The organism is Komagataeibacter sp. FNDCR2 (assembly GCF_021295395.1).
In the GTDB taxonomy this organism is placed as follows: Bacteria; Pseudomonadota; Alphaproteobacteria; order Acetobacterales; family Acetobacteraceae; genus Komagataeibacter.
In genome coordinates this window covers 1,981,731-2,001,488 of record NZ_JAIWOU010000001.1, presented here as the reverse complement: position 1 = coordinate 2,001,488, position 19,758 = coordinate 1,981,731, and the positions used below count along the sequence as shown (strand labels likewise).

The following is a 19,758-nucleotide window of genomic DNA, read 5'->3' as shown; positions in this document are numbered from 1 at the left end:
ATGAAATGCCCTTTTCCAAAACCTACACCCCCGCCACGCATCACAGCCGACTGGGAAATGAATTCTATGATGTGGTGAAAGCCGCCGACTTTCCCGCCCATATCCTGCGCTACCGCAATGACGACGTCGCGCCGCGCATCGGTCTCGATACCCTTGATGACGCGGAGTGGATCCGCCATTTCGGTTATTTCGACCCGTTGCCCGGCTCGCTGCCCCAGCCGCTGGCGCTGCGCTATCACGGCCATCAGTTCCGCGCGTACAATCCCGACCTTGGCGATGGCCGGGGCTTCCTGTTCGCGCAGCTTGTGGACGCGGTGGATGGCCGGCTGCTCGATATCGGCACCAAGGGCAGTGGCACCACGCCCTGGTCGCGCGGGGGGGACGGGCGGCTGACGCTGAAGGGCGGGATCCGTGAAATCCTGGCCAGCGAACGGCTGGACGCGCTGGGCGTGCGCACATCGCGCACCCTGAGCGTGATCGAAACGGGCGAGAGCCTGCACCGGGGCGACGAACCCTCACCCACGCGGTCATGCGTGCTGGCGCGGCTCAGCCATTCCCACATCCGTATCGGCACGTTCCAGCGCCTGATGGCCCATGACGACAGGGAAAGCGTCCAGCAACTGGTGGCCTATGTGATCGAGACCTATTACCCCCACCTGTCCGGCGCGCCGGACCCCGCCGCGGCGCTGTATGACGCCGCGACCACCCGCATTGCCGAAATGACCGCCCAGTGGATGGCGGCGGGCTTTGTCCATGGCGTGCTCAATACCGACAACATCAATATCACGGGCGAGAGCTTCGATTACGGCCCATGGCGGTTCCTGCCCCATTTCGACCCTGACTTCACCGCCGCCTATTTCGATCATTCCGGCCTGTACGCCTATGGCCGCCAGCCCCGGGCAATGACGTGGAACGTGGCGCGGCTGGGGGAATGCCTGCTGCCTTTTTCCCGCATTGAGACCATACAAAGTATTTTTAACGACTTTCAGGCACGATACGAAAGATTTCTCGATATTACAGTGCTCAAGCGGCTGGGACTGAAAGAGGATTCAAGAAAATCATCCACTGATTTGCGTCAATCCCTGTTCTCTTTCATGCAGGAAAGTCAGATCGGGTTTGAATTTCCGTTTTTTGACTGGTATGGTGGCCCCACAAGTCAGGAACGCGCCACATCAGGACTACGTAAGGACTTTTATGCTCAGGACAGCTTCCGGCCCCTGCACGACCGGATCATGCTGCATGAGCCCGCACCGGGCATCGACCTGTCGCATCCCTATTTCGGGGGCGAGGCACCATCCATGATGCCCGTTGAAACCGTGGAAGCCATCTGGCAGCCCATCGCCAGCGCCGATGACTGGTCGCACCTGCACGCCGCACTCAGCCGGATCGCCAGCACGAAAGCCGCCCTGGATACCGCCCCCCGCTAAGGCGGGGCGCAACCCCACGGGGAACCGGACCGACATGCCCGCTTTATATAAACAGCCAAGAAAGGAGAAGGCCCCCGCATGAATGATCAAGCCCCGCCTGCCCCCCACGACCAGCCGGCCACCGAGCCGTTGCCCGATCTGACGAATATCGAGATTTCCCCCAACGCCCGAAAGACTTTATGGCTCGCAGCCATCGTGGCCGCCATCTGCGGCGGCCTCTATGGTTACGATACCGGCATCGTCTCGGGGGCGCTGCTGCTCATTACGCGTGAGTTCCACCTGAGCAGTTTCTACCAGGAGATGGTGGCCTCCGCCATTTTAGCGGGCGCCGTCATGGGTTCCCTCCTGACCGGCTGGCTGTCCGAACATTACGGGCGTCGTTCCTCCGTCATGATCGTGACGGCGGTGTTCGTGCTGGGCGCGCTGGCCTGTGCCTTCTCGCCCGATGTCTATATGCTCATCATCTCGCGCGTGTTCCTGGGGCTGGCGGTGGGCGGGTCCACGCAGGTCGTGCCGATGTACATCTCGGAACTGGCCCCGGCGCACCAGCGCGGCCACATGGTCACGATGTTCAACATCGCGATCGGCATCGGCATCCTGGCGGCCAACATCATCGGCTTCGCCGCGCGGGACGCATGGGGCTGGCGGCCGATGGTGGCCATCGCGGCCATTCCGGCGGCAATCGTGTTCATTTCCATGTTCTTCCTGCCCAAGAGCCCGCGCTGGGCCGCGGAGCATGAAAGCCTGGATTCCGCGCTGGAACAGCTTCAGCGCATCCGCACGACCAAGCGCGAGATCCGGCGCGAGATACGCCACATCCACGCCAATGCGAACGAGGAAACCGACCCGCGCGACGTGGGCTGGCGTGGCGTCATGCAGCCATGGGTGCGCCCCGCTCTGGTCGCCGCCCTTGGCGTCGCCTTCTTCACGCAGGCGGGCGGGCTGGAGATGATGATCTACTACGCGCCGACCTTCCTGTCGGATGCGGGGTTTGGCAGTTCGTCCGCGCTCATGGCCAGTATCGGCATCGCGATCATCTATCTGGTCATGACCATTCTGGGCTCGAACATCGTGGACCGGATCGGCCGCCGCCGTCTGGTCCTGGTCATGGGGCCGGGCAGCGTTATCAGCCTGATCGGGCTCGGGATCATGTTCCTCATCCACCCGCAGCCCGGCAGTGCCGGAAGCTGGCTCATCATCGCGTTCATGCTGCTGTTCATGGTGTTCAACGCCGGGGGCATCCAGGTTGTCGGCTGGCTGCTGGGCGCGGAAATGTTCCCGCTATCCATGCGCGGCAACGCCACCAGCCTGCATTCGGCCATGCTGTGGGGCAGTGACCTGCTGGTGACCAGCACGGCGCTGACGCTGGTCTCCAAGATCACGCTGGGGGGGACCATGTGGTTCTATGCCGGGGTCAACCTGCTCTCGGTGCTGTTTGTCTTTTTTATGGTGCCCGAAACGCGCGGCGCTTCGCTGGAGGATATCGAGGAAGCCCTGCGTCAGGGCCGCTTCCGCCCCACACGCGACAACACCGCCATTGCCGAGGAAGACGAATCCGACTGAGAGACCGCCTGAAAGGCCCGCCTTCTTAAAACAAGGCGGGCCCAAAAACCTTTACAGCGCCTGAGCCTGCCCATCCGCCACCAGGTCAACCGCGGGGGCGGGGGAGACAGGAAGCGCCAGCACCTGCTGGTAGAAAGCCAGTTCCAGTTCCCATGCCCGGCGGATGGTCGCTTCCTGCCGGAAGCCGTGGCCTTCCCCCGCGAACTCATACAATGCGCAGGGCACGCCGCGCGCCCGCAGTGCTGCAACCATCGACTCCGCCTGCGCGGGCGGCACCACCGCGTCATCCAGCCCCTGCAGGAACAGGACGGGCACATGGATGCCCGCCACCTGCGTCAGCGGCGAACGGGCAAGATAGGTGGCCTCATCCGCCGGGTAGGGGCCAACGAGCGTGTCGAGATAACGCGATTCAAATTTGTGCGTATCGCGGGCCAGCGCACGCAGGTCCGTCACGCCGTACAGGCTGGTTCCGGCGGCGAACAGGTCCGAACGCGCCAGCGCCAGCAGCACCGTCAGCCCCCCCGCACTGCTGCCGCGTATGACGATGCGCGCCGGATCCACCTGCCCGGTGCGTGCCAGATGGTCACACGCGGCGATGCAGTCATCCACATCGACCACGCCCCACTGGCCTTCCAGCCGCTGGCGATAGGCCCGGCCAAAGCCAACGGAGCCGCCGTAATTGACATCCACCACCGCAAAGCCACGGCTGGTCCACCACTGCACCTTGAACGAAAACGCGGCGCTGGCCCGCCCCGTGGGGCCGCCATGGGCCATGACCACCAGCGGCGGCTTTTCACCCGCCGGTCCGATGTAACGCGCATTGGCGGGCGCATAGAAAAACGCATGCCCGGCACCGTCACCACCGGGCAGGGGAAATTCGATGGGGCGGGGCAGGGCGATATCCGCCGCGCCCAGCGGCAGTTCCGTCGCCCGGCGCAGGACATGGGGCGTCTGCCCCGGCTGCCCGCGGACCACCGCCGCCGCGTTGTCGGATGGCGCATCGAGCCATGCGAACCCGGCCCCCGCCACCGGAACGGGACAGCCGGAGGGAGACCCGAGGGTCACCGCCGTCGCCTTGCCATCATGGATGGAGACCAGCCTGGCTTCCCCCGCCTCGATGACCATGGCCAGAATATCGCCATTGTCCAGCGGCACGTAACTGCGCAGGCCAAAGACCCAGTGCGGCTGGCCGATTTCGGCATGCATCGGCGCCAGCGCCTTCGGTGCGCCGAAGGTGGTGTCGAAAGCGTACAGGTTCCACCAGCCACTCCGGTCCGAGAGTGCGAGCAGGCGGCCGGTGGCGTCCCAGCACGGCTCGATCACGGATTCAGCCAGCCCTTTTCCGCCCGCGGCAGTCCAGGGGGCGGCAAGACGGGGCGGGTCATCGCCTTCGCACAACAGGCTGGCAATGCGCAGCCGGGTCGCATCCCACGGCATGGCGGGGTGATCCCACTCGATCCATGCCAGGTACCGTCCATCGGGCGAGGGACGCGGTGAAGACAGGAAATCCGGTCCCATCACCAGCGGCACCCCGTCATTGAAGGCCGGATCCCCCGCCTCGGCGCAATCCAGCACCACGATGGCGGCGGCGGGTTCCTCATCCACCGCGCGATGATCCTCACGCACGCAGAACAGGAAGCGGCCATCGGGGCTGAAGGTCAGGTCGGCATAACGCAGCCCCGCCCGGGCGCAAAGGCAGCGCGGGTTGCCATTTTCCAGCAGCCACAGGCTGCCGTCGCGGCGGTTGCTGAACGCGATGCGCCCGTCCCGCACCGCATAGGCCCCGCCACCATATTCATGCACGCGGGTGCCGACATCAAACGGGGCGGGGGTGACATCGGCCACCACATCCGCCCGTGCGCGGACCAGCACCCGGCGGCCACCTTCCGCCGGGCGGCCTTCGATCCAGTAAATATCCCCGCCATCCACCCGCACATCCGACAGCGCCACCGTCCGCCCCGCGACAAGACCCGCGCTGACGGGCGAAGGCCATGTGCCATAAGGGCGCACATCCGGACCCGCCTTATCGCCTGTGGTGGACTGGATCATGTTCGTACTCCTGCCATTTGTGCGTGACAATGGGATCGGGATTGCGCAAACCGTGCTTCACGGTCTGGCTCCGTAACCTACATAACCTTTTTCTTTCTGACAGGTAGTCCGCTGCTCCAGCATCTTGAACAACTTTTCCAGCATTACGGATATGGCGTGATCGGGGTCATTGTCATGCTGGAAAGCATGGGCGCGCCCCTTCCGGCCGAGACCCTGATCATCTCCGCCGCGATCTACTGCGCCGCCACGCACCGGCTGGATATCGCATGGGTCGCGACGGCGGCCACCCTCGGCGCGATCATGGGGGACAATTTCGGCTACCTGATCGGGCGCTGGCTGGGTTACCCGCTGCTGGAGCGCAAGGGCGCGCGGATCGGGCTGACGCCACGCCGCCTGCAGACCGGGCGTTTCCTGTTCCTGCGTTACGGAGGCGTGATTGTCCTTTTCGGGCGTTTCCTCGCTATCCTGCGCATGTTCGTGGCCCTGCTGGCGGGGGCGAACCACATGCCGTGGCCCGGCTTCCTGCTGTTCAACGCCCTGGGCGGCGTCATCTGGGGGGCGGGATATGCCTATGCGGCCTATTATCTGGGCCACCGGATCCTGCGCATTTCCGGCCCGGTGGGAATAGCACTCGCGGCAGGGGGCGGGATCATGCTGATATGCGCCTTCATCTTCCTGCGCCGGCATGAAGCCCGTCTGACCGTCGAGGCCGAGGCGGCGGCGGAACGGGAACTGATCCAATCCGGAGAACAGGCGGACAGATGACCAGACACTGGACACTCCAACAGGCCCCCCGCATGGATGGCCGCCTTGCCCTTGTAACCGGCGCCACCGGCGGGCTGGGTTACCAGACGGCGCTTGGCCTTGCCGCGCGCGGCGCGCATGTCATGCTGACGGGCCGCAACGCGGAGAAGGGACAGGCCGCCCTGGCCCGGCTACGGCAGGACCAGCCGGGGGCGGATGCATCCTTCCGGCTGCTCGATGTGGCCAGCCTGGGCTCGGTCGCCGCCTTTGCCCATGAACTGGCGCAGGAAACGGACCGGCTTGATGTGCTGGTCAACAACGCGGGCGTCATGGGCACTCCGCGCCGGCTGGAAACACGCGACGGGTTCGAACTCCAGTTCGGGACCAATTTTCTCGGCCCCTTCGCACTGGCCGCCCGCCTGCGCCCACTGGTCTGCGCGGCCGATGGCGGGGGCCGGGTGGTGACGGTGGCAAGCCTTGCCGCGCTGACGGGCAGGATCGTGTTCGATGACCTGCAGGGCCGCCGCCGGTACGCGCCCTTTCGCGCCTATGGGCAGAGCAAGCTGGCGGATCTCATTCTAGCGCTGGAACTGGACCGGCAGGCCCGCGCCAACGGCTGGCCGCTCCATTCCATCGCCGCCCATCCCGGCTGGGCCCGGACCGATATCGCCACCAGCCGCCTGACATCGAAACAGGGCCTGCGTGAGCGCCTGACCCGCGTGGGGGCCGTATGGGCCTTCCGGCTGATGGGACAGTCCGCGGCCCACGGCGCGCTGCCCCTTGAATTCGCGGCCATGGCGCCGGAAGCGCGCGATGGCGGCTATTACGGCCCCGACGGGCCGGGCGAACGCCGGGGCGATGTGGGCGAGGCGCTGATCCCGCCCGCCGCCGCCGACCCCGCCACCGCGCGGCGGCTATGGCAGGTGGCGGAACGGCTGACCGGCACGGCCCTGTCCTGATCAGCGGCGCACGAATGTCCAGTACAGCGGCTGCCGCCCGGCCTTCAGCGCCTTGGCCTCGTAACGGGTGGGCGGCCAGCCTTCGGGGCGGACGCGCGCGGGCGGCGCCGTGTCGAACAGATCCTGTGCGCCCATGACCTCCTCCACCCATGCCTGATAGGTCGGATCGTCGCTCGCCACGCGCCAGATGGCGCCAGGGCGGAGGATGCGCGCGGCCAGCCTGACTGTTTCAGGATGGATGAAGCGTCGCTTCGCATGGCGCGACTTGGGCCACGGATCGGGAAACATGAGAAACATGCGGTCGATGGATTCATCGGGCAGGCGCTGCAACAGGATGCGCGCATCCTCGTCCCATATCCGCAGCAGGTCGGGCACCGGGGCGGTTTCCTCGCCCCCTTCGGGCACCACGCGCGACAGCAGGGAACACAGCCCGTTCTCGAACACCTCGCAGGCAAGGTAGCCCACATCGGGATTGGCGGCATGCTGGGCCAGCGAATGTTCACCACCCCCGAAACCGACTTCCAGCCAGATCTGCTCTGGCGCGCGGCCAAAGCCCGCCGCCGGGTCCGCGATGGCGGATTGCGCAAAACGCAGCCGTGGCAATGTCTGGTCCAGCAGCCGCTGCTGGCGCGCGCGCAGCGGATGGCCGCGCTGCCGCCCGTAAAGCCGGTCTGGAGATGCCTTTACATCCACGGAGGCCGTCATATGTCCGAAAATCCTGCTCCTGCTGCCATGGCGGATAGCCTGCATGGCATGATTACCCCTGCCGGGGGCATGATGGAACGCAACAGGGGCCGCCGCGACCGGCTTTTGCAAGCAGTCATGGCAGGCCCCCGATGGCTCCGGCCCCACAGGGCCGAATGGGGCGGGAAAATGACTTCCCGCCCTTTATCCCGATATGATCCTAGCGGTTGAAGGCGCCACGCAGGGCATCGACCAGATCGGTCTGCTCCCAGGTGAAATCGTCCTTCGCCGCATCCGGCGTACGGCCAAAGTGACCATAGGCGGAGGTCTGGGTATAGATCGGGCGGTTCAGGCGCAGGTGCTTGCGGATGCCACGGGGGGTAAGGTCCATGACTTCACGCAGCACGCGGCCCAGCTTCGCTTCGTCCACATCCTTGCCCGTGCCATCAAGGTCAACATAGACCGACAGCGGATGGGACACGCCAATGGCATAGGAAATCTGGAGTGTGCAGCGGTCCGCCAGACCGGCGGCCACGACATTCTTGGCCAGGTAGCGGCAGGCATAGGCGGCCGAACGGTCAACCTTCGTCGGATCCTTGCCGGAGAACGCGCCGCCGCCATGCGGGGCCGCGCCGCCGTAGGTGTCCACAATGATCTTGCGCCCCGTCAGGCCGCAGTCACCGTCGGGGCCACCGATCACGAACACGCCGGTCGGATTGACGTAGAATTCCTCTTCGGGGCACATCCAGCCCTGCGGCAGGACATCACGCACGATGCTGCCCAGTTCCTCGCGGATGGTCGCCTGGCTGGCGCCTTCGACATGCTGGGTGGAAATCACGACCGAGGTGGCGCCGACGGGCTTGCCATCGACATAACGCAGGGTCACCTGGCTTTTCGCATCCGGCTGGAGGGCCGCGGCACGCGGATCGCCTGCCTTGCGCAGGTCACGCACGCGATGCAGGATTTCATGCGCGTAAAACAGCGGCGCGGGCATCAGGCTTTCGGTCTCACGTGTGGCGAAGCCGAACATGATGCCCTGGTCGCCAGCGCCTTCGTCCTTCTCACCCGCGCTGTCCACGCCCACCGCGATGTCGGCGGACTGCGCGTGCAGGTAATATTCGACTTCCGCGTTGCGCCATGAGAACCCGGCCTGGTCGTAGCCGATGTCCTTTACCGCGTCGCGCGCGCCCTGAATGAGCTGCTCGGGCGTGACGGAAGCGGGGCCCCGCACCTCACCGGCAAGAACGATGCGGTTGGTGGTGACCATCGTTTCACACGCAACGCGCGATTCACCATCCGCTGCCAGAAATGCGTCAAGAACGGAGTCGCTGATCCGGTCGGCGACCTTGTCAGGATGCCCTTCGGATACGGATTCCGATGTGAACAGAAAATCGCCTTTATTACGCATGATGGTCCTGTCTGCCTCGTATAGAGAAGGATGAGCAACGCCGATGGAGCCTGACGTACGATCGCATGCGTTTGACGGAAACGGAAACCAGCGTCAAGCCGTTTCCGTAAATACCACCGTCCCACCCGGCATATGGACGCGCCGGTTCATTCAGGTGACGGGATCAAGCCCCAGCACATTGTCCATGGTATAGAGACCCGCCGCGCGCGCGCGCAGCCATCTGGCCGCCCGTACCGCGCCGGTTGCATAGACCCTGCGGTCGAACGAACGATGGGTCAGGGTGATCTGTTCATGGCCGGACGTGAAGATGACCGAATGTTCCCCCACGATCTGCCCGCCCCGCAGGGCGGCAAAGCCGATCGCGCCATCGGCGCGGGGGCCGGTATGCCCGTCCCGGCCGCTTTCGATATGGTCTTCCAGCCGGATGCCCCGTCCCTCGGCCACCGCGCGCCCCATGGCCAGCGCCGTGCCCGATGGGGCATCCACCTTCTGCCGGTGGTGCATTTCCAGTATCTCGGCATCATAGTCACTGCCGGGCAGGGCCGCCCCCATCTGGCGCGCAAGCCGCGTGACCAGCGTCACACCGGCCGAGAAATTGGCCGCCTGCACCACGGGAACCGTCCGGGCCGCCACATCGACTGCCTGCTGCTGCATGGCGGACAGGCCGGTCGTGCCTAGCACCCATGCCGTGCCGGTTTCACGCATCGCATCGGCATGCCTTGCAACCGTATCCGCATGGGTGAAATCAATGACCACATCGCAATTGCGGGCAAGTACCGCAATATCCGCGTAAACGGGACAGTCCAGACCGGCAACGGGGCTGCCATCGCGCGTTGTGCCACCGCTGAGTACTGCACCGCCCGCTGGCACTTCCTCAGCCAGAAGGCGACCGACGCGCCCGTTCAGGCCCGCGATCCCGATACGCAATGGCTGCGCGTTCATTGAGCTTTCTCCACCAGTCCAGACATAGAAATGGCGGCGCGACCGGGGGATCGCGCCGCCTGACTCTACTCATGGTGCGAGTTGGGGGGATTCACCATGAATAGCGTCCCGAACCTACACCTGAATAATCGGCAATTTCAACTGCCGCTCCGTCATGCCAGCCAAGGCCAGCGGGACGGGATCACAGCTTGCCTTCGAAAAAGTCTTTCACCTTGCTGAAAAATCCCGTGCTTTCGGGGCTACCCTTGGCATGATCCGCCGCATCGCCCTCGAACTCCTCCAGCAGTTCACGTTGCTGTTTGCTCAGGTGCCGCGGCGTTTCCACCACCACCTGGATATACATGTCACCGCGCGCGGAAGAGCGCAGCACGGAGAAGCCCTTGCCCCGCAGGCGGAACTGTTCGCCCGTCTGCGTTCCGGCCGGGATCTTCACCTTGGTGCGGGAGCCATCCACGACCGGCACCTCGATTTCCGTGCCAAGGGCGGCCTGCCCCATGCGCACCGGCACCCGGCAATAGACATTGGCGCCATCGCGCTGGAAGATCGGGTGCGGCTCAACGGCGACATGCACGTACAGGTCGCCCGCCGGAACGCCCTTGCCCCCCGCTTCGCCCGCGCCGGAAATACGGATACGCGTGCCGTCCTCGACCCCGGCGGGAATCGCGACCTCGATGCTGCGGTTCTTTTCCACCGTGCCCGCGCCCTGACATTCCTTGCACGGGTTGCGGATCAGGCGGCCCGACCCGTGGCAGGTGGGGCAGGGGCGTTCAACAAAGAAGAAGCCCTGCTGCGCGCGCACCTTGCCCGCGCCATGGCACGACGGGCAGGTTTCGGGCTGCTGGTCCTTGTCGGCGGAGCCGGTGCCATCGCAGCTTTCGCAGATGACGCGGGTGGGAACGGTGATCTTCTTTTTGACGCCGGAAAACGCCTCGGCGAAGGTGATGGTCACCTGTACCTGAAGGTCCGCGCCCGCGCGCCGGCCACCCCCACCCCGGCGGCCGCCCATCATGTCCCCGAACATCTGCTCGAAGATGTCACCCAGGCCACCGCCGCCAAAATCGAACCCGCCCGCGCCGGGGCCACCGCCCTCGAATGCCGCATGGCCGAAACGGTCATAGGCGGCGCGCTTCTGCTCGTCCTTCAGGACGTCATAGGCTTCGTTGATTTCCTTGAACTTGCTTTCCGCTTCCTCATCACCCTGATTGCGGTCGGGGTGATATTTCATGGCCAGCTTGCGATACGCCCGCTTGATCTCGTCACCATTGGCATCGCGCGAAATTTCAAGGACTGCGTAATAATCTATCTTGGTGGCCATGTGGGTCCTCTAGCAAACGCGGCTGGCTGACATGTCGCAGCGTGGTTCCCGCGTTCCAGATCTTGTCGTTATGCGGAATATGAAAAGCGCCCGTCTTCACAGAAGCACGGGCGCCATCCTGGAGAAAGGTGGGTACGGACCACAAGCCCGCACCCGCCGTTCCGGAGCCTGTATGACGCGTGTGGCGTCGATCAGGCTTTCTTGGAGTCGTCCACGTCCTCGAAGTCGGCGTCGACCACTTTTTCGTCCTTCGGCGCGCCACCCGGCGCCGCACCGGCTGCCGCCTCGGCTTCACCACCTGCCTTGTAGACGGCTTCACCAACCTTCATGGCGGCCTGCGTCAGGCGATCGGTCGCCTTCTTCAGGGCTTCGCTGTCGGCACCTTCAAGCGCCTTGCGAACTTCGGCAATCGCCTCTTCCGCTTCGGTCCTGTCGGCCGCCGGCACCTTGTCGCCCGCCTCGCTCAGGGACTTCTCGACCTGATGGGTCAGGCCTTCCGCCTGGTTGCGGGCCTCGACCTGCTCCTTCTTGGCCTTGTCGGCCGTGGCGTTGGCCTCGGCGTCCTTCACCATCTTCTCGATCTCGGATTCGGACAGACCGCCGGAAGCCTGGATCTTGATCTGCTGTTCCTTGCCGGTCGCCTTGTCCTTGGCCGAGACGGATACGATGCCGTTGGCGTCGATATCGAAGGTCACCTCGATCTGCGGCACGCCACGCGGCGCGGGCGCGATGCCGGTCAGGTCGAAGTTGCCCAGCAGCTTGTTGTCGGCCGCCATCTCGCGTTCGCCCTGATAGACCTTGATGGTCACGGCGTTCTGGTTGTCTTCCGCCGTGGAGAAGGTCTGGCTCTTCTTGGTCGGGATGGTCGTGTTGCGGTCGATCAGGCGGGTGAACACGCCACCCAGCGTCTCGATACCCAGCGACAGCGGGGTCACGTCCAGCAGCAGCACGTCCTTCACATCGCCCTGAAGCACCGCGCCCTGCACCGCGGCGCCAATGGCCACGACTTCATCAGGGTTCACGTTACGGGCGGGATCCTTGCCGAAGAACTGCTTGACCGCCTCGATCACCTTGGGCATGCGCGTCATGCCGCCGACGAGGATGACCTCATCGATCTCGGCCGCGGACACGGCTGCGTCCTTCATCGCGGCGCGGCAGGGTTCGAGCGTGCGCTGGATCAGGTCGTCCACCAGGCTTTCCAGCTTGGCGCGGGTCAGCTTCAGCACAAGGTGCTTCGGACCGGAAGCATCCGCCGTGATGAACGGCAGGTTGATCTCGGTCTCCTTGGCGGAGGACAGCTCGATCTTCGCCTTTTCGGCCGCTTCCTTCAGGCGCTGCAGGGCCAGCTTGTCCTGGCGCAGGTCGATGCCCTGGTCACGCTTGAACTCATCGGCCAGGTAGCTGATGATGCGGGCGTCGAAGTCCTCACCGCCGAGGAAGGTGTCACCGTTGGTGGACTTCACCTCGATCACGCCATCGGAAATCTCGAGCACCGAGACGTCGAACGTGCCGCCGCCAAGGTCATAGACCGCGATGGTGCCGCTGTTCTTCTTCTGCAGGCCATAGGCCAGCGCCGCCGCCGTCGGCTCGTTGATGATGCGCAGCACTTCCAGACCGGCGATGCGGCCCGCGTCCTTCGTGGCCTGGCGCTGGGCGTCGTTGAAGTAGGCCGGAACGGTAATGACCGCCTGCTGGACCGTCTCGCCCAGATAGGCTTCGGCCGTTTCCTTCATCTTGCCCAGAATGAAGGCGGAGATCTGGGCGGGGGCGTATTTCTTGCCCTGTGCCTCGACCCATGCGTCGCCGTTGTCGCCCTTTACGATTTCGTAGGGGACCAGTTCCTTGTCCTTGGCCACGGTCGGGTCATCGTAGCGGCGCCCGATCAGGCGCTTGACCGCATACAGCGTGTTGGACGGGTTGGTGACGGCCTGGCGCTTCGCGGCCTGGCCGACCAGCATTTCGCCACTGTCGGTGAAGGCGACCATGGACGGGGTCGTGCGTGCGCCTTCGCTGTTCTCGATAACCCGCGTCTCGTCGCCTTCACGCACGGCAACGCAGGAATTGGTCGTACCAAGGTCGATACCGATAACCTTGCTCATTCAGATACTCTCCTTTTCAGCGGCCTGTCCGGACCCGAAGCATCGGGACAGACCCTTTCTTTCATATCGTCCGGCGGGTGCTGGACTGTCTGTTCCACATCCATTCCCACACCGGTGTCATATTCGATGTAGGCAACCCGCACGCACCTTTCAAGGGGATGAGGATACGCACGGACAGGGATTTCATCCCGCCTGCGCCGGACCTTTCGACACCACGACCATGGCTGGCTTGAGCAGCCGGCCGTGCAGGGTCCACGCCGGTGTCCAGGACTCCATCACGGTGCCCGCCGCGTGTTCTTCGCTGGGCTGTTCCGCCATGGCCTGGTGCAGGTTGGCGTCGAAGGGCTTGCCCTTCGCGTCCACCGCGCAGATCCCGTTGCGTTCGAGAATTCCCATGAAGGAACGCTCGGTGCTTTCGATCCCCTCGCGCATGCGGGTCAGGATGCTGTCCTCACCCTCCGTCGCGTGGGGCAGGCTGGCCAGCGCGCGCTTGAGGTTCTCGGCCGCCTCGACCACGTCCTTGGCGAATTTCTGCACGGCGTACTGCCGGGCGTCCTCCACCTCGCGCTTGGCGCGGTTGCGGACGTTCTGCATTTCCGCCTCGGCGCGCATCCATTTGTCGCGCATGGCGGAAAGCTCGGCCTCAAGCTCGGCCACGCGCGGGCTGGCCGCGCCGGATTCCGGCGCCCCGTCATGTGCGGGACCGGGCTGTTCGCCCCCCGTGGGGGCAGGGGTACCTTCGCCTGCTGCGGCATCGGCAAAGGGGTTATGCTCTGTGTTCTCGCTCATGCTCTTACAAGTAGGTAACGGCTGACCGATGGACAAGACATTGCATTACGGACAGGCATGCCGTTTTTGCGTAACGTCCCTGCCGCGAACGGCACAGCCGGAATGCCTGTGACATTCCAGTGAAGCAGGATAACCGCATCCCCTCATGACATGCGGACGTATATAACGCTATGCTGCCGCCGCCTGTCGGGCAAGACATGGTACCACGCCCGCCCCGGCGAAGAAGCAAAAAGAGAGCCCCCATGGAGCCAACGAAACAGACGATCGTGCTGGTGGATGATGACAGGAACATCCTGACCTCCGTGCAGATGACGCTGGAGGCGGAAGGTTTCACCGTCCGCACCTATACCGATGGCGAGAGCGCGCTGCACGGTCTGTTGTCGCGGCCGGCCGACCTTGCGGTGCTGGACATCAAGATGCCGCGCATGGATGGCATGGAACTGCTCCAGCGCCTGCGCGCGCGTTCGCAGCTTCCGGTCATTTTCCTGTCCTCTAAGGATGAGGAGGTGGATCAGCTCATGGGGCTGCGGCTGGGGGCGGATGACTACATCACCAAGCCGTTTTCGCAGCGCCTGCTGCTGGAGCGCATCCGCGCGCTGCTGCGCCGCAACGAGGTCACCCGCAGCGAAGCCACCGGCATGAGCCCCACCGGCACGATGGTGCGTGGCAACCTGTCGCTGGACGAGACACGCCACCAGTGCCTGTGGCATGGGCGCGACATCCAGCTTACGGTGACTGAATTCCTGCTGGTCAAGGCGCTTGCGGCCCGCCCCGGCCTGGTCAAGTCCCGCGACCAGTTGATCGACGCCGCCTATGGGGAGAACATCTATGTCGATGACCGCACCATAGACAGCCACATAAAGCGCGTGCGCAAGAAATTCCGGCAGGTGGACGAGGCGTTCAACCAGATCGAGACGCTGTACGGAATCGGCTACCGCTACAAGGAAGAATGACCCGGCCGGATGCCACGCCACATCTTATCCTCCCTGCCGCTGCCCGCGCGCCTGCGCCGCCTGATCCCGCGCCGGGGAAAGGGGGAGGGCGGGAAGGCGGTGGTGGAGTTCATGGAATACCGGGCCCGGCTGGTCTCACCGCTCATGCGGCGGATCCTGCTGGTCAATACCGTGCCGCTGGGCCTGCTGGCGCTGACGCTGCTCTATCTTACCCAGTTCCAGAACAGCCTGCTGGAAGCCGAGGTCTCGGCCCTGCGTGAGCAGGCGCGCATCTATGCCGGCGCGCTGGGGCAGAGTGCGGTCACCCTTTCCCGCCATGATGTCACGCTGGAGCCCGCCCTTGCGCGGCCCCTGCTCATGCGCCTGACCGAACCCAGCCCCAGCGCGCATGCCCGCCTGTTCGCGCCTGATGGGCAGGTGGTGGCCGACAGCCGCGTGGAACAGAACAGCCACCATGGCGAAGAGGAAAAAGTAGCCCCCTCCACCCCGGAGGAGGAGGAGCATTCCCCCCTCCACCCGCCTTCGGTCAATATCGGGGAGCGGCTGTACAACTGGCTCCTGGGCCAGTTGCCCACCCTGTCGGGTGAGCGGATCATGATGCTGGACACGCCGGATTCCGATCCGTCCATCCAGCCGGTCACCCAGCCCGATGGGACGCGGGTCATGGAAATTCCGCCCTATATCCGCCGCAACGCCCACCATCACCTCATGGTGACGGTGGCGGAACCCGTGATGCATGACGGACGGACCACCGTGGGAATCATCCAGCTCACGCGTGAGGCGCGGGATGTGGACCGTTCGCTGTTCGCGGTGCGGTCGTCCATCCTGTCGCTGTTCCTCATGGCGCTGGCGCTGACCATCCTGCTGTCATGGTACCTGTCGCTGACCATCGCGCGGCCCCTGCTGCGGCTGGCGGCCTCGGCCCATACCATGCGCGAATCCGCCGACCGCACGGACATGGTGCCCGAACGCCTGCTGGCGCGCCGCGACGAGATCGGTGAAGTCGCCCGCGCACTGCAGGACAGCGCCAGCGCCCTGTGGGCGCGCATGGATGCGATTGAACGGTTTGCCGCTGATGTCAGCCATGAAATCAAGAACCCGCTCTCCTCCATCCGCTCGGCCATTGAAAGCCTGCTGCGCATCGATGACCCCGAACGCCAGCAGCGCCTGCTTTCCATCATCAATGCCGATGTGTGCCGACTCGACCGGCTGATTACCGATATATCCGACGCCAGCCGCGTGGATGCGGAACTGTCGCGCGCGCGCGCCGAACCCGTGGCCATCGTGCCCCTTCTGTCCGTGCTGGTGGAAATCCACCAGGCCACCCGCCGGCCCGGCCAGCCCAGCATGGCGGTGGCCAGCAGCGGTGACAGCCCGGAACGCCGGCTGGCCGTCATGGCGGTGGAAGACCGGCTGGTGCAGGTCCTGCGCAACCTGATCGGCAATGCCGTGTCCTTTTCCCCGCCCGATGGCCAGATCCTGCTCAGCGCCGTACCGGCGGGCGGCATGATCGAGATCGCGGTCAATGACGATGGGCCGGGAATCCCGCAGGCCAAGCTCGACAACATATTCGACCGTTTCTATTCAGAACGGCCCAGCAGCGAGAATTTCGGCCAGCATTCGGGTCTTGGCCTGTCCATTAGCCGACAGATCATCGAGGCCCTGCGCGGCACCATCAGCGCGGAAAACCGCATGGACGCCAGCGGGCGGGTGCTGGGCGCGCGCTTCGTGATCTGCCTGCCGCGCGTGGAAGTCAGCCGACCCCATCCATAGCCCGCGCATACCGCCGGTAGCGAAAAGGCGGCGGCTCGGCGGGCAGTGTATCGATCACCTGCACGACACGTTCATGATCGGGGGCGAGGGCGCACACCGGATCGGCTACGGCGGCGTTACCCGCAAGGGCAAGCGCCTGACAGCGGCAGCCGCCCCAGTCCTTCTCGCGCTCATCACAGCTCCGGCAGGGCTCGGGCATCCAGTCCGTGCCACGGAACATGTTGAACAGCGGGGAATCACGCCAGATATCCGCCAGCATCCCACTACGCACATCGGGGAATGTGACGTTGGGGATCGTCTCCGCCGCATGGCACGGCAGCACGCGGCCGGAGGGTGTGATGTTGATGAACCGCCGCCCCCACCCGCCCATGCAGGGCTTGGGCCGGTCGGCGTAATAATCGGGCGTTACGTAATCTATGGTGAGCCTGCCCGCATATTTCTCCCGCGCGGCGTCCACCGCCCGGGTTGTCAGTTCAAGCTGTGCCATCGTGGGCATGAGCGCCGCACGGTTGACCAGTCCCCAGCCATAGTACTGCGTATGCGCGATCTCGACACGGCGCGCGCCCATCGCGACCGCGGCCTCGAGCATCTGGGGCACACGCCCGGCATTTTCACGGTAGATGACAAAATTGAGTGTCAGCGGCATGCCGTCGTTCACGACCAGCCGCGCGGCTTCCAGCTTGCGGGCCTGCGCGCCCTTCATGCCACCCACATGTTCGGCATTGGCCGTGTCGATGTCCTGGAATGAAAGCTGGACATGATCCAGCCCGGCTTCGACCAGCACGGGAAAGGTCGTGGCATTGAGCAGCACGCCGGACGTGATCAGGTTGGTATAAAGCCCAAGCCCCACCGCATGCCGGACCAGTTCGGGCAGGTCGGGGCGGCTCATCGGCTCCCCCCCGGAGAAATGGACCTGAAGCACCCCCATTTCCGCCGCCTGGTCCAGCACGCTGATCCACTCATCCGTGGCAAGCTCGGTGGCCCGTGGCTCCAGCGCCAGCGGATTGGAACAGTACGGGCACTGCAACGGGCAGCGATGCGTCAGTTCCGCCAGAAGGCTCATGGGGGGGAGAACAGTGTCTGTCATGCCGTCAGTACCTGCCGGGTAATGAGGTCGGTGACCATGACATGGACATCACGCCCGATCACGTCAACGGGGGCCGTGAACCGACCGGCCAGTTCCGTCACGATCTGGCCCAGCGTGCGGTTGCCATCCACCAGCTTCAGCACTTCCGCCGCAACGGGATCGGGTATGAAGGCACGCTCGGGCGCCTGGATGATCCAGCGGTCGCGCACGCGGTCATGCTGGAGCCTGACCCCGCGCGCGAAACGGATAACGCTGCTATCTGCCAGGCTGGCGGTCATGCCGCATCCGGGCGGAAGGCTCCGGGAGGAATGCGCGCGGGCGTGACATAGGCGTATTCCAGTTCATCCAGCATCGCCCACAGCACGCCGCACTTGAAGTTGAGCGCATCCAGCACCGCCTTCTGCTGTTCGGGGGTGCGCGCATATTCCTTCACGTAAGCCAGCGCGAAATCGGAATCACGCGGGGCCTGTGTCAGGCGCGGATGGAAATAGGCCAGCGTTTCGGAATTGATGAAGTCATAATGCTGCAACATCCCCGCTACGCGCTCGCTTATGATGGTGGGCGAGAACAGTTCGGTCAGGGACGAGGCGATGGCCTCCAGAATGGAGCGGTCGCGCACGAACGCCACATACGCATCCACCGCGAAGCGCGTGGCGGGCAGCAGGCCCTCGAGGGATTCGACATAGGCGCGGTCAAGCCCCAGCCCGTCGGTCAGCTTGAGCCAGCGCGCGACACCGCCGGTGCCCGGTGCGTCACCATCATGGTCAACGATCCGGCGGCGCCATTCGCGCCGCAGTTCCACCGTGGGCAGGCGGGCCAGAAGGGTCGCGTCCTTGGCCGGAATGCTGGCCTGGTAATAATAGCGGTTCAGGGCCCATGCCTGCACCTGCGCCCGGTTCAGCCTGCCATCATGCAGGGCGCGGTGGAAAGGGTGCAGGTTATGATAACGTTCCGCCCCGATGGCGCGCAGCGCGGCCTCAAGTTCATCGGGGGAAAGCAGGTGTCCACTCATTGAGTAATCCTCATCCCGTCATGGGAGACTTCCCACCCTGCGGCCTCGACCTGGGCGCGTTCGGGTGAATCCGCCAGTAGAACAGGGTTGGAGTTGTTGATGTGTATGAAAATCTTGCGTGCGATATCCAGATCGCGCAGGGCGGCGATGGTGCCATCCATCCCGTCGATGGACATATGCCCCATGCGGCGGCCGGTCTTCTGTCCCAGCCCCGCGCGGACCATTTCATCATCGACCCACAGCGTGCCATCGAAGAACACGGCATCCGCGCCCCGCAGGCGTACGCGCAGGTTATCGGTCATGCGCGCGCAGCCGGGGATGAAACATACCCGGTGGCTGCCATCGGATATTTCGAGCCCCACGGTCTCCCCATTTTCGCAGATGGCCGCGGGATCGGGTCCGGACTCGGCATAAAGCGGCACCTTGCCCGGCACCACGAAGGGCACGATGGTCAGGCCCGCGGGTGTGCCGTCCGTCAGCCGCAGGGTGAACGGCTGGTCGGGCACGATGGCCGTCCGGGTCACGATTTCGCGGTTCAGGGCTTCAAATATGGGATTGGCGTCCAGCACGGACAGGACTTCGGCCGTGGCCAGCAGGGTAAAGGGCTGGCTTTCACGCAGGGTGAACAGGCCGGTAATGCCGTCTATCTCCCCACCCGTCAGGATGACACCGGCGATGGGCGTGGAACGCAGCCCCTCATGCGGGTGCAGGGCGGGGGTCTGGTTTATCTGGGTGCGCAGGTCGGGGGAGGCATTGACCACGAACCAATGCTTTCCGTCACCACTGATGGCGATGGAAGCCTGTGTGCGGGGCGGGGCTGCTGGATCGCCGGCCCTGGCCCGCCTGCAACCGGGAGCGTTTGAATTCCACTGCGGAAATCCACCGCCCGCTGCCGCGCCGAGAACGATAATGTCGATCATGGACGCAGGTTGTAAAAGAAAATTGCCGCCTGCG

General features: G+C 64.8%; 17 protein-coding genes. 6 read left to right on the top strand and 11 right to left on the bottom strand.

Features of this window, described 5'->3' with window-relative positions:
• The first annotated feature begins 5 nt into the window (after nucleotides 1-5).
• Together LDL28_RS09510 and LDL28_RS09505 are read left to right on the top strand one after the other, a co-directional pair.
• Nucleotides 6-1,427, top strand: coding sequence for a protein adenylyltransferase SelO (locus tag LDL28_RS09510; RefSeq protein ID WP_233058325.1), 1,422 nt, complete (start codon nucleotides 6-8; stop codon nucleotides 1,425-1,427).
• A gap of 78 nt (nucleotides 1,428-1,505) precedes the next feature.
• Complete coding sequence (locus LDL28_RS09505; protein WP_233058324.1) at nucleotides 1,506-2,990, top strand: sugar porter family MFS transporter; 1,485 nt, start codon at nucleotides 1,506-1,508, stop codon at nucleotides 2,988-2,990.
• A gap of 51 nt (nucleotides 2,991-3,041) precedes the next feature.
• Here the strand turns inward: LDL28_RS09505 and LDL28_RS09500 are convergent, their stop codons facing one another.
• Nucleotides 3,042-5,039, bottom strand: coding sequence for a prolyl oligopeptidase family serine peptidase (locus LDL28_RS09500; protein WP_233058323.1), 1,998 nt, complete (start codon nucleotides 5,037-5,039; stop codon nucleotides 3,042-3,044).
• A 156-nt stretch (nucleotides 5,040-5,195) separates the two neighbouring features.
• On the opposite strand from LDL28_RS09500, the gene LDL28_RS09495 reads away from it, so the two are divergent.
• Together LDL28_RS09495 and LDL28_RS09490 are read left to right on the top strand one after the other, a co-directional pair.
• Nucleotides 5,196-5,804 (top strand): DedA family protein, encoded by a 609-nt coding sequence (locus LDL28_RS09495; RefSeq protein ID WP_370636299.1) that lies wholly within the window; start codon nucleotides 5,196-5,198, stop codon nucleotides 5,802-5,804.
• Nucleotides 5,801-6,742: an SDR family oxidoreductase gene (locus LDL28_RS09490; protein WP_233058322.1), complete on the top strand. Its 942-nt coding sequence runs from the start codon at nucleotides 5,801-5,803 to the stop codon at nucleotides 6,740-6,742. The genes LDL28_RS09495 and LDL28_RS09490 overlap by 4 nt, the downstream gene beginning before the upstream one ends.
• On the opposite strand, the gene LDL28_RS09485 is transcribed toward LDL28_RS09490, so the two are convergent.
• The 6 genes from LDL28_RS09485 to LDL28_RS09460 all read right to left on the bottom strand — a co-directional run bounded on the left by LDL28_RS09485 (nucleotide 6,743) and on the right by LDL28_RS09460 (nucleotide 13,979).
• Nucleotides 6,743-7,447: a tRNA (guanosine(46)-N(7))-methyltransferase TrmB gene (locus LDL28_RS09485; RefSeq protein WP_233058321.1), complete on the bottom strand. Its 705-nt coding sequence runs from the start codon at nucleotides 7,445-7,447 to the stop codon at nucleotides 6,743-6,745.
• A 199-nt stretch (nucleotides 7,448-7,646) separates the two neighbouring features.
• Nucleotides 7,647-8,834, bottom strand: a complete 1,188-nt coding sequence (gene metK / locus LDL28_RS09480; protein WP_233058320.1) for a methionine adenosyltransferase — start codon at nucleotides 8,832-8,834, stop codon at nucleotides 7,647-7,649.
• Nucleotides 8,835-8,984: 150 nt separating this feature from the next.
• Complete coding sequence (dapB, locus tag LDL28_RS09475) at nucleotides 8,985-9,776, bottom strand: 4-hydroxy-tetrahydrodipicolinate reductase (RefSeq protein WP_233058319.1); 792 nt, start codon at nucleotides 9,774-9,776, stop codon at nucleotides 8,985-8,987.
• A 181-nt stretch (nucleotides 9,777-9,957) separates the two neighbouring features.
• Nucleotides 9,958-11,091, bottom strand: coding sequence for a molecular chaperone DnaJ (gene dnaJ, locus LDL28_RS09470; protein ID WP_233058318.1), 1,134 nt, complete (start codon nucleotides 11,089-11,091; stop codon nucleotides 9,958-9,960).
• A 191-nt stretch (nucleotides 11,092-11,282) separates the two neighbouring features.
• Nucleotides 11,283-13,190 carry a molecular chaperone DnaK gene (dnaK, locus tag LDL28_RS09465; RefSeq protein ID WP_233058317.1) on the bottom strand — a complete coding sequence of 636 codons (1,908 nt, stop codon included), beginning with the start codon at nucleotides 13,188-13,190 and terminating at the stop codon, nucleotides 11,283-11,285.
• 183 nt (nucleotides 13,191-13,373) lie between these two features.
• Nucleotides 13,374-13,979: a nucleotide exchange factor GrpE gene (locus tag LDL28_RS09460; RefSeq protein ID WP_233058316.1), complete on the bottom strand. Its 606-nt coding sequence runs from the start codon at nucleotides 13,977-13,979 to the stop codon at nucleotides 13,374-13,376.
• A gap of 242 nt (nucleotides 13,980-14,221) precedes the next feature.
• On the opposite strand from LDL28_RS09460, the gene LDL28_RS09455 reads away from it, so the two are divergent.
• Both LDL28_RS09455 and LDL28_RS09450 read left to right on the top strand, forming a co-directional pair.
• The gene (locus LDL28_RS09455) at nucleotides 14,222-14,932 is read left to right on the top strand and encodes a response regulator transcription factor (protein WP_025812497.1); all 711 of its coding nucleotides are present in this window, start codon (nucleotides 14,222-14,224) and stop codon (nucleotides 14,930-14,932) included.
• Nucleotides 14,933-14,941: 9 nt separating this feature from the next.
• Nucleotides 14,942-16,705, top strand: a complete 1,764-nt coding sequence (locus LDL28_RS09450; protein ID WP_370636297.1) for a stimulus-sensing domain-containing protein — start codon at nucleotides 14,942-14,944, stop codon at nucleotides 16,703-16,705.
• On the opposite strand, the gene pqqE is transcribed toward LDL28_RS09450, so the two are convergent.
• From pqqE to pqqB, 4 genes are read right to left on the bottom strand one after another with little or no spacing between them, the layout of a single operon-like run.
• Nucleotides 16,686-17,792 carry a pyrroloquinoline quinone biosynthesis protein PqqE gene (gene pqqE, locus LDL28_RS09445; protein WP_233058315.1) on the bottom strand — a complete coding sequence of 369 codons (1,107 nt, stop codon included), beginning with the start codon at nucleotides 17,790-17,792 and terminating at the stop codon, nucleotides 16,686-16,688. The two genes, LDL28_RS09450 and pqqE, sit on opposite strands and share 20 nt — an antisense overlap.
• Nucleotides 17,789-18,070 (bottom strand): pyrroloquinoline quinone biosynthesis peptide chaperone PqqD, encoded by a 282-nt coding sequence (pqqD, locus tag LDL28_RS09440; protein ID WP_233058314.1) that lies wholly within the window; start codon nucleotides 18,068-18,070, stop codon nucleotides 17,789-17,791. The genes pqqE and pqqD overlap by 4 nt, the downstream gene beginning before the upstream one ends.
• Nucleotides 18,067-18,804, bottom strand: a complete 738-nt coding sequence (pqqC, locus tag LDL28_RS09435; RefSeq protein WP_233058313.1) for a pyrroloquinoline-quinone synthase PqqC — start codon at nucleotides 18,802-18,804, stop codon at nucleotides 18,067-18,069. Before pqqC ends, pqqD begins: the two co-directional genes overlap by 4 nt.
• Nucleotides 18,801-19,724, bottom strand: coding sequence for a pyrroloquinoline quinone biosynthesis protein PqqB (gene pqqB, locus LDL28_RS09430; protein ID WP_233058312.1), 924 nt, complete (start codon nucleotides 19,722-19,724; stop codon nucleotides 18,801-18,803). Before pqqB ends, pqqC begins: the two co-directional genes overlap by 4 nt.
• Nucleotides 19,725-19,758: the final 34 nt, after the last annotated feature.

Excerpts from the sequence above, each read along its gene's own strand:
- LDL28_RS09510 (WP_233058325.1), top strand. The coding sequence starts at position 6 with ATGCCCTTTTCCAAAACCTACACCCCCGCCACGCATCACAGCCGACTG.
- LDL28_RS09505 (WP_233058324.1), top strand. The coding sequence starts at position 1,506 with ATGAATGATCAAGCCCCGCCTGCCCCCCACGACCAGCCGGCCACCGAG.
- LDL28_RS09500 (WP_233058323.1), bottom strand. The coding sequence starts at position 5,039 with ATGATCCAGTCCACCACAGGCGATAAGGCGGGTCCGGATGTGCGCCCT.
- LDL28_RS09490 (WP_233058322.1), top strand. The coding sequence starts at position 5,801 with ATGACCAGACACTGGACACTCCAACAGGCCCCCCGCATGGATGGCCGC.
- LDL28_RS09485 (WP_233058321.1), bottom strand. The coding sequence starts at position 7,447 with ATGACGGCCTCCGTGGATGTAAAGGCATCTCCAGACCGGCTTTACGGG.
- metK (WP_233058320.1), bottom strand. The coding sequence starts at position 8,834 with ATGCGTAATAAAGGCGATTTTCTGTTCACATCGGAATCCGTATCCGAA.
- dapB (WP_233058319.1), bottom strand. The coding sequence starts at position 9,776 with ATGAACGCGCAGCCATTGCGTATCGGGATCGCGGGCCTGAACGGGCGC.
- dnaJ (WP_233058318.1), bottom strand. The coding sequence starts at position 11,091 with ATGGCCACCAAGATAGATTATTACGCAGTCCTTGAAATTTCGCGCGAT.
- dnaK (WP_233058317.1), bottom strand. The coding sequence starts at position 13,190 with ATGAGCAAGGTTATCGGTATCGACCTTGGTACGACCAATTCCTGCGTT.
- LDL28_RS09460 (WP_233058316.1), bottom strand. The coding sequence starts at position 13,979 with ATGAGCGAGAACACAGAGCATAACCCCTTTGCCGATGCCGCAGCAGGC.
- LDL28_RS09455 (WP_025812497.1), top strand. The coding sequence starts at position 14,222 with ATGGAGCCAACGAAACAGACGATCGTGCTGGTGGATGATGACAGGAAC.
- LDL28_RS09450 (WP_370636297.1), top strand. The coding sequence starts at position 14,942 with ATGCCACGCCACATCTTATCCTCCCTGCCGCTGCCCGCGCGCCTGCGC.
- pqqE (WP_233058315.1), bottom strand. The coding sequence starts at position 17,792 with ATGACAGACACTGTTCTCCCCCCCATGAGCCTTCTGGCGGAACTGACG.
- pqqD (WP_233058314.1), bottom strand. The coding sequence starts at position 18,070 with ATGACCGCCAGCCTGGCAGATAGCAGCGTTATCCGTTTCGCGCGCGGG.
- pqqC (WP_233058313.1), bottom strand. The coding sequence starts at position 18,804 with ATGAGTGGACACCTGCTTTCCCCCGATGAACTTGAGGCCGCGCTGCGC.
- pqqB (WP_233058312.1), bottom strand. The coding sequence starts at position 19,724 with ATGATCGACATTATCGTTCTCGGCGCGGCAGCGGGCGGTGGATTTCCG.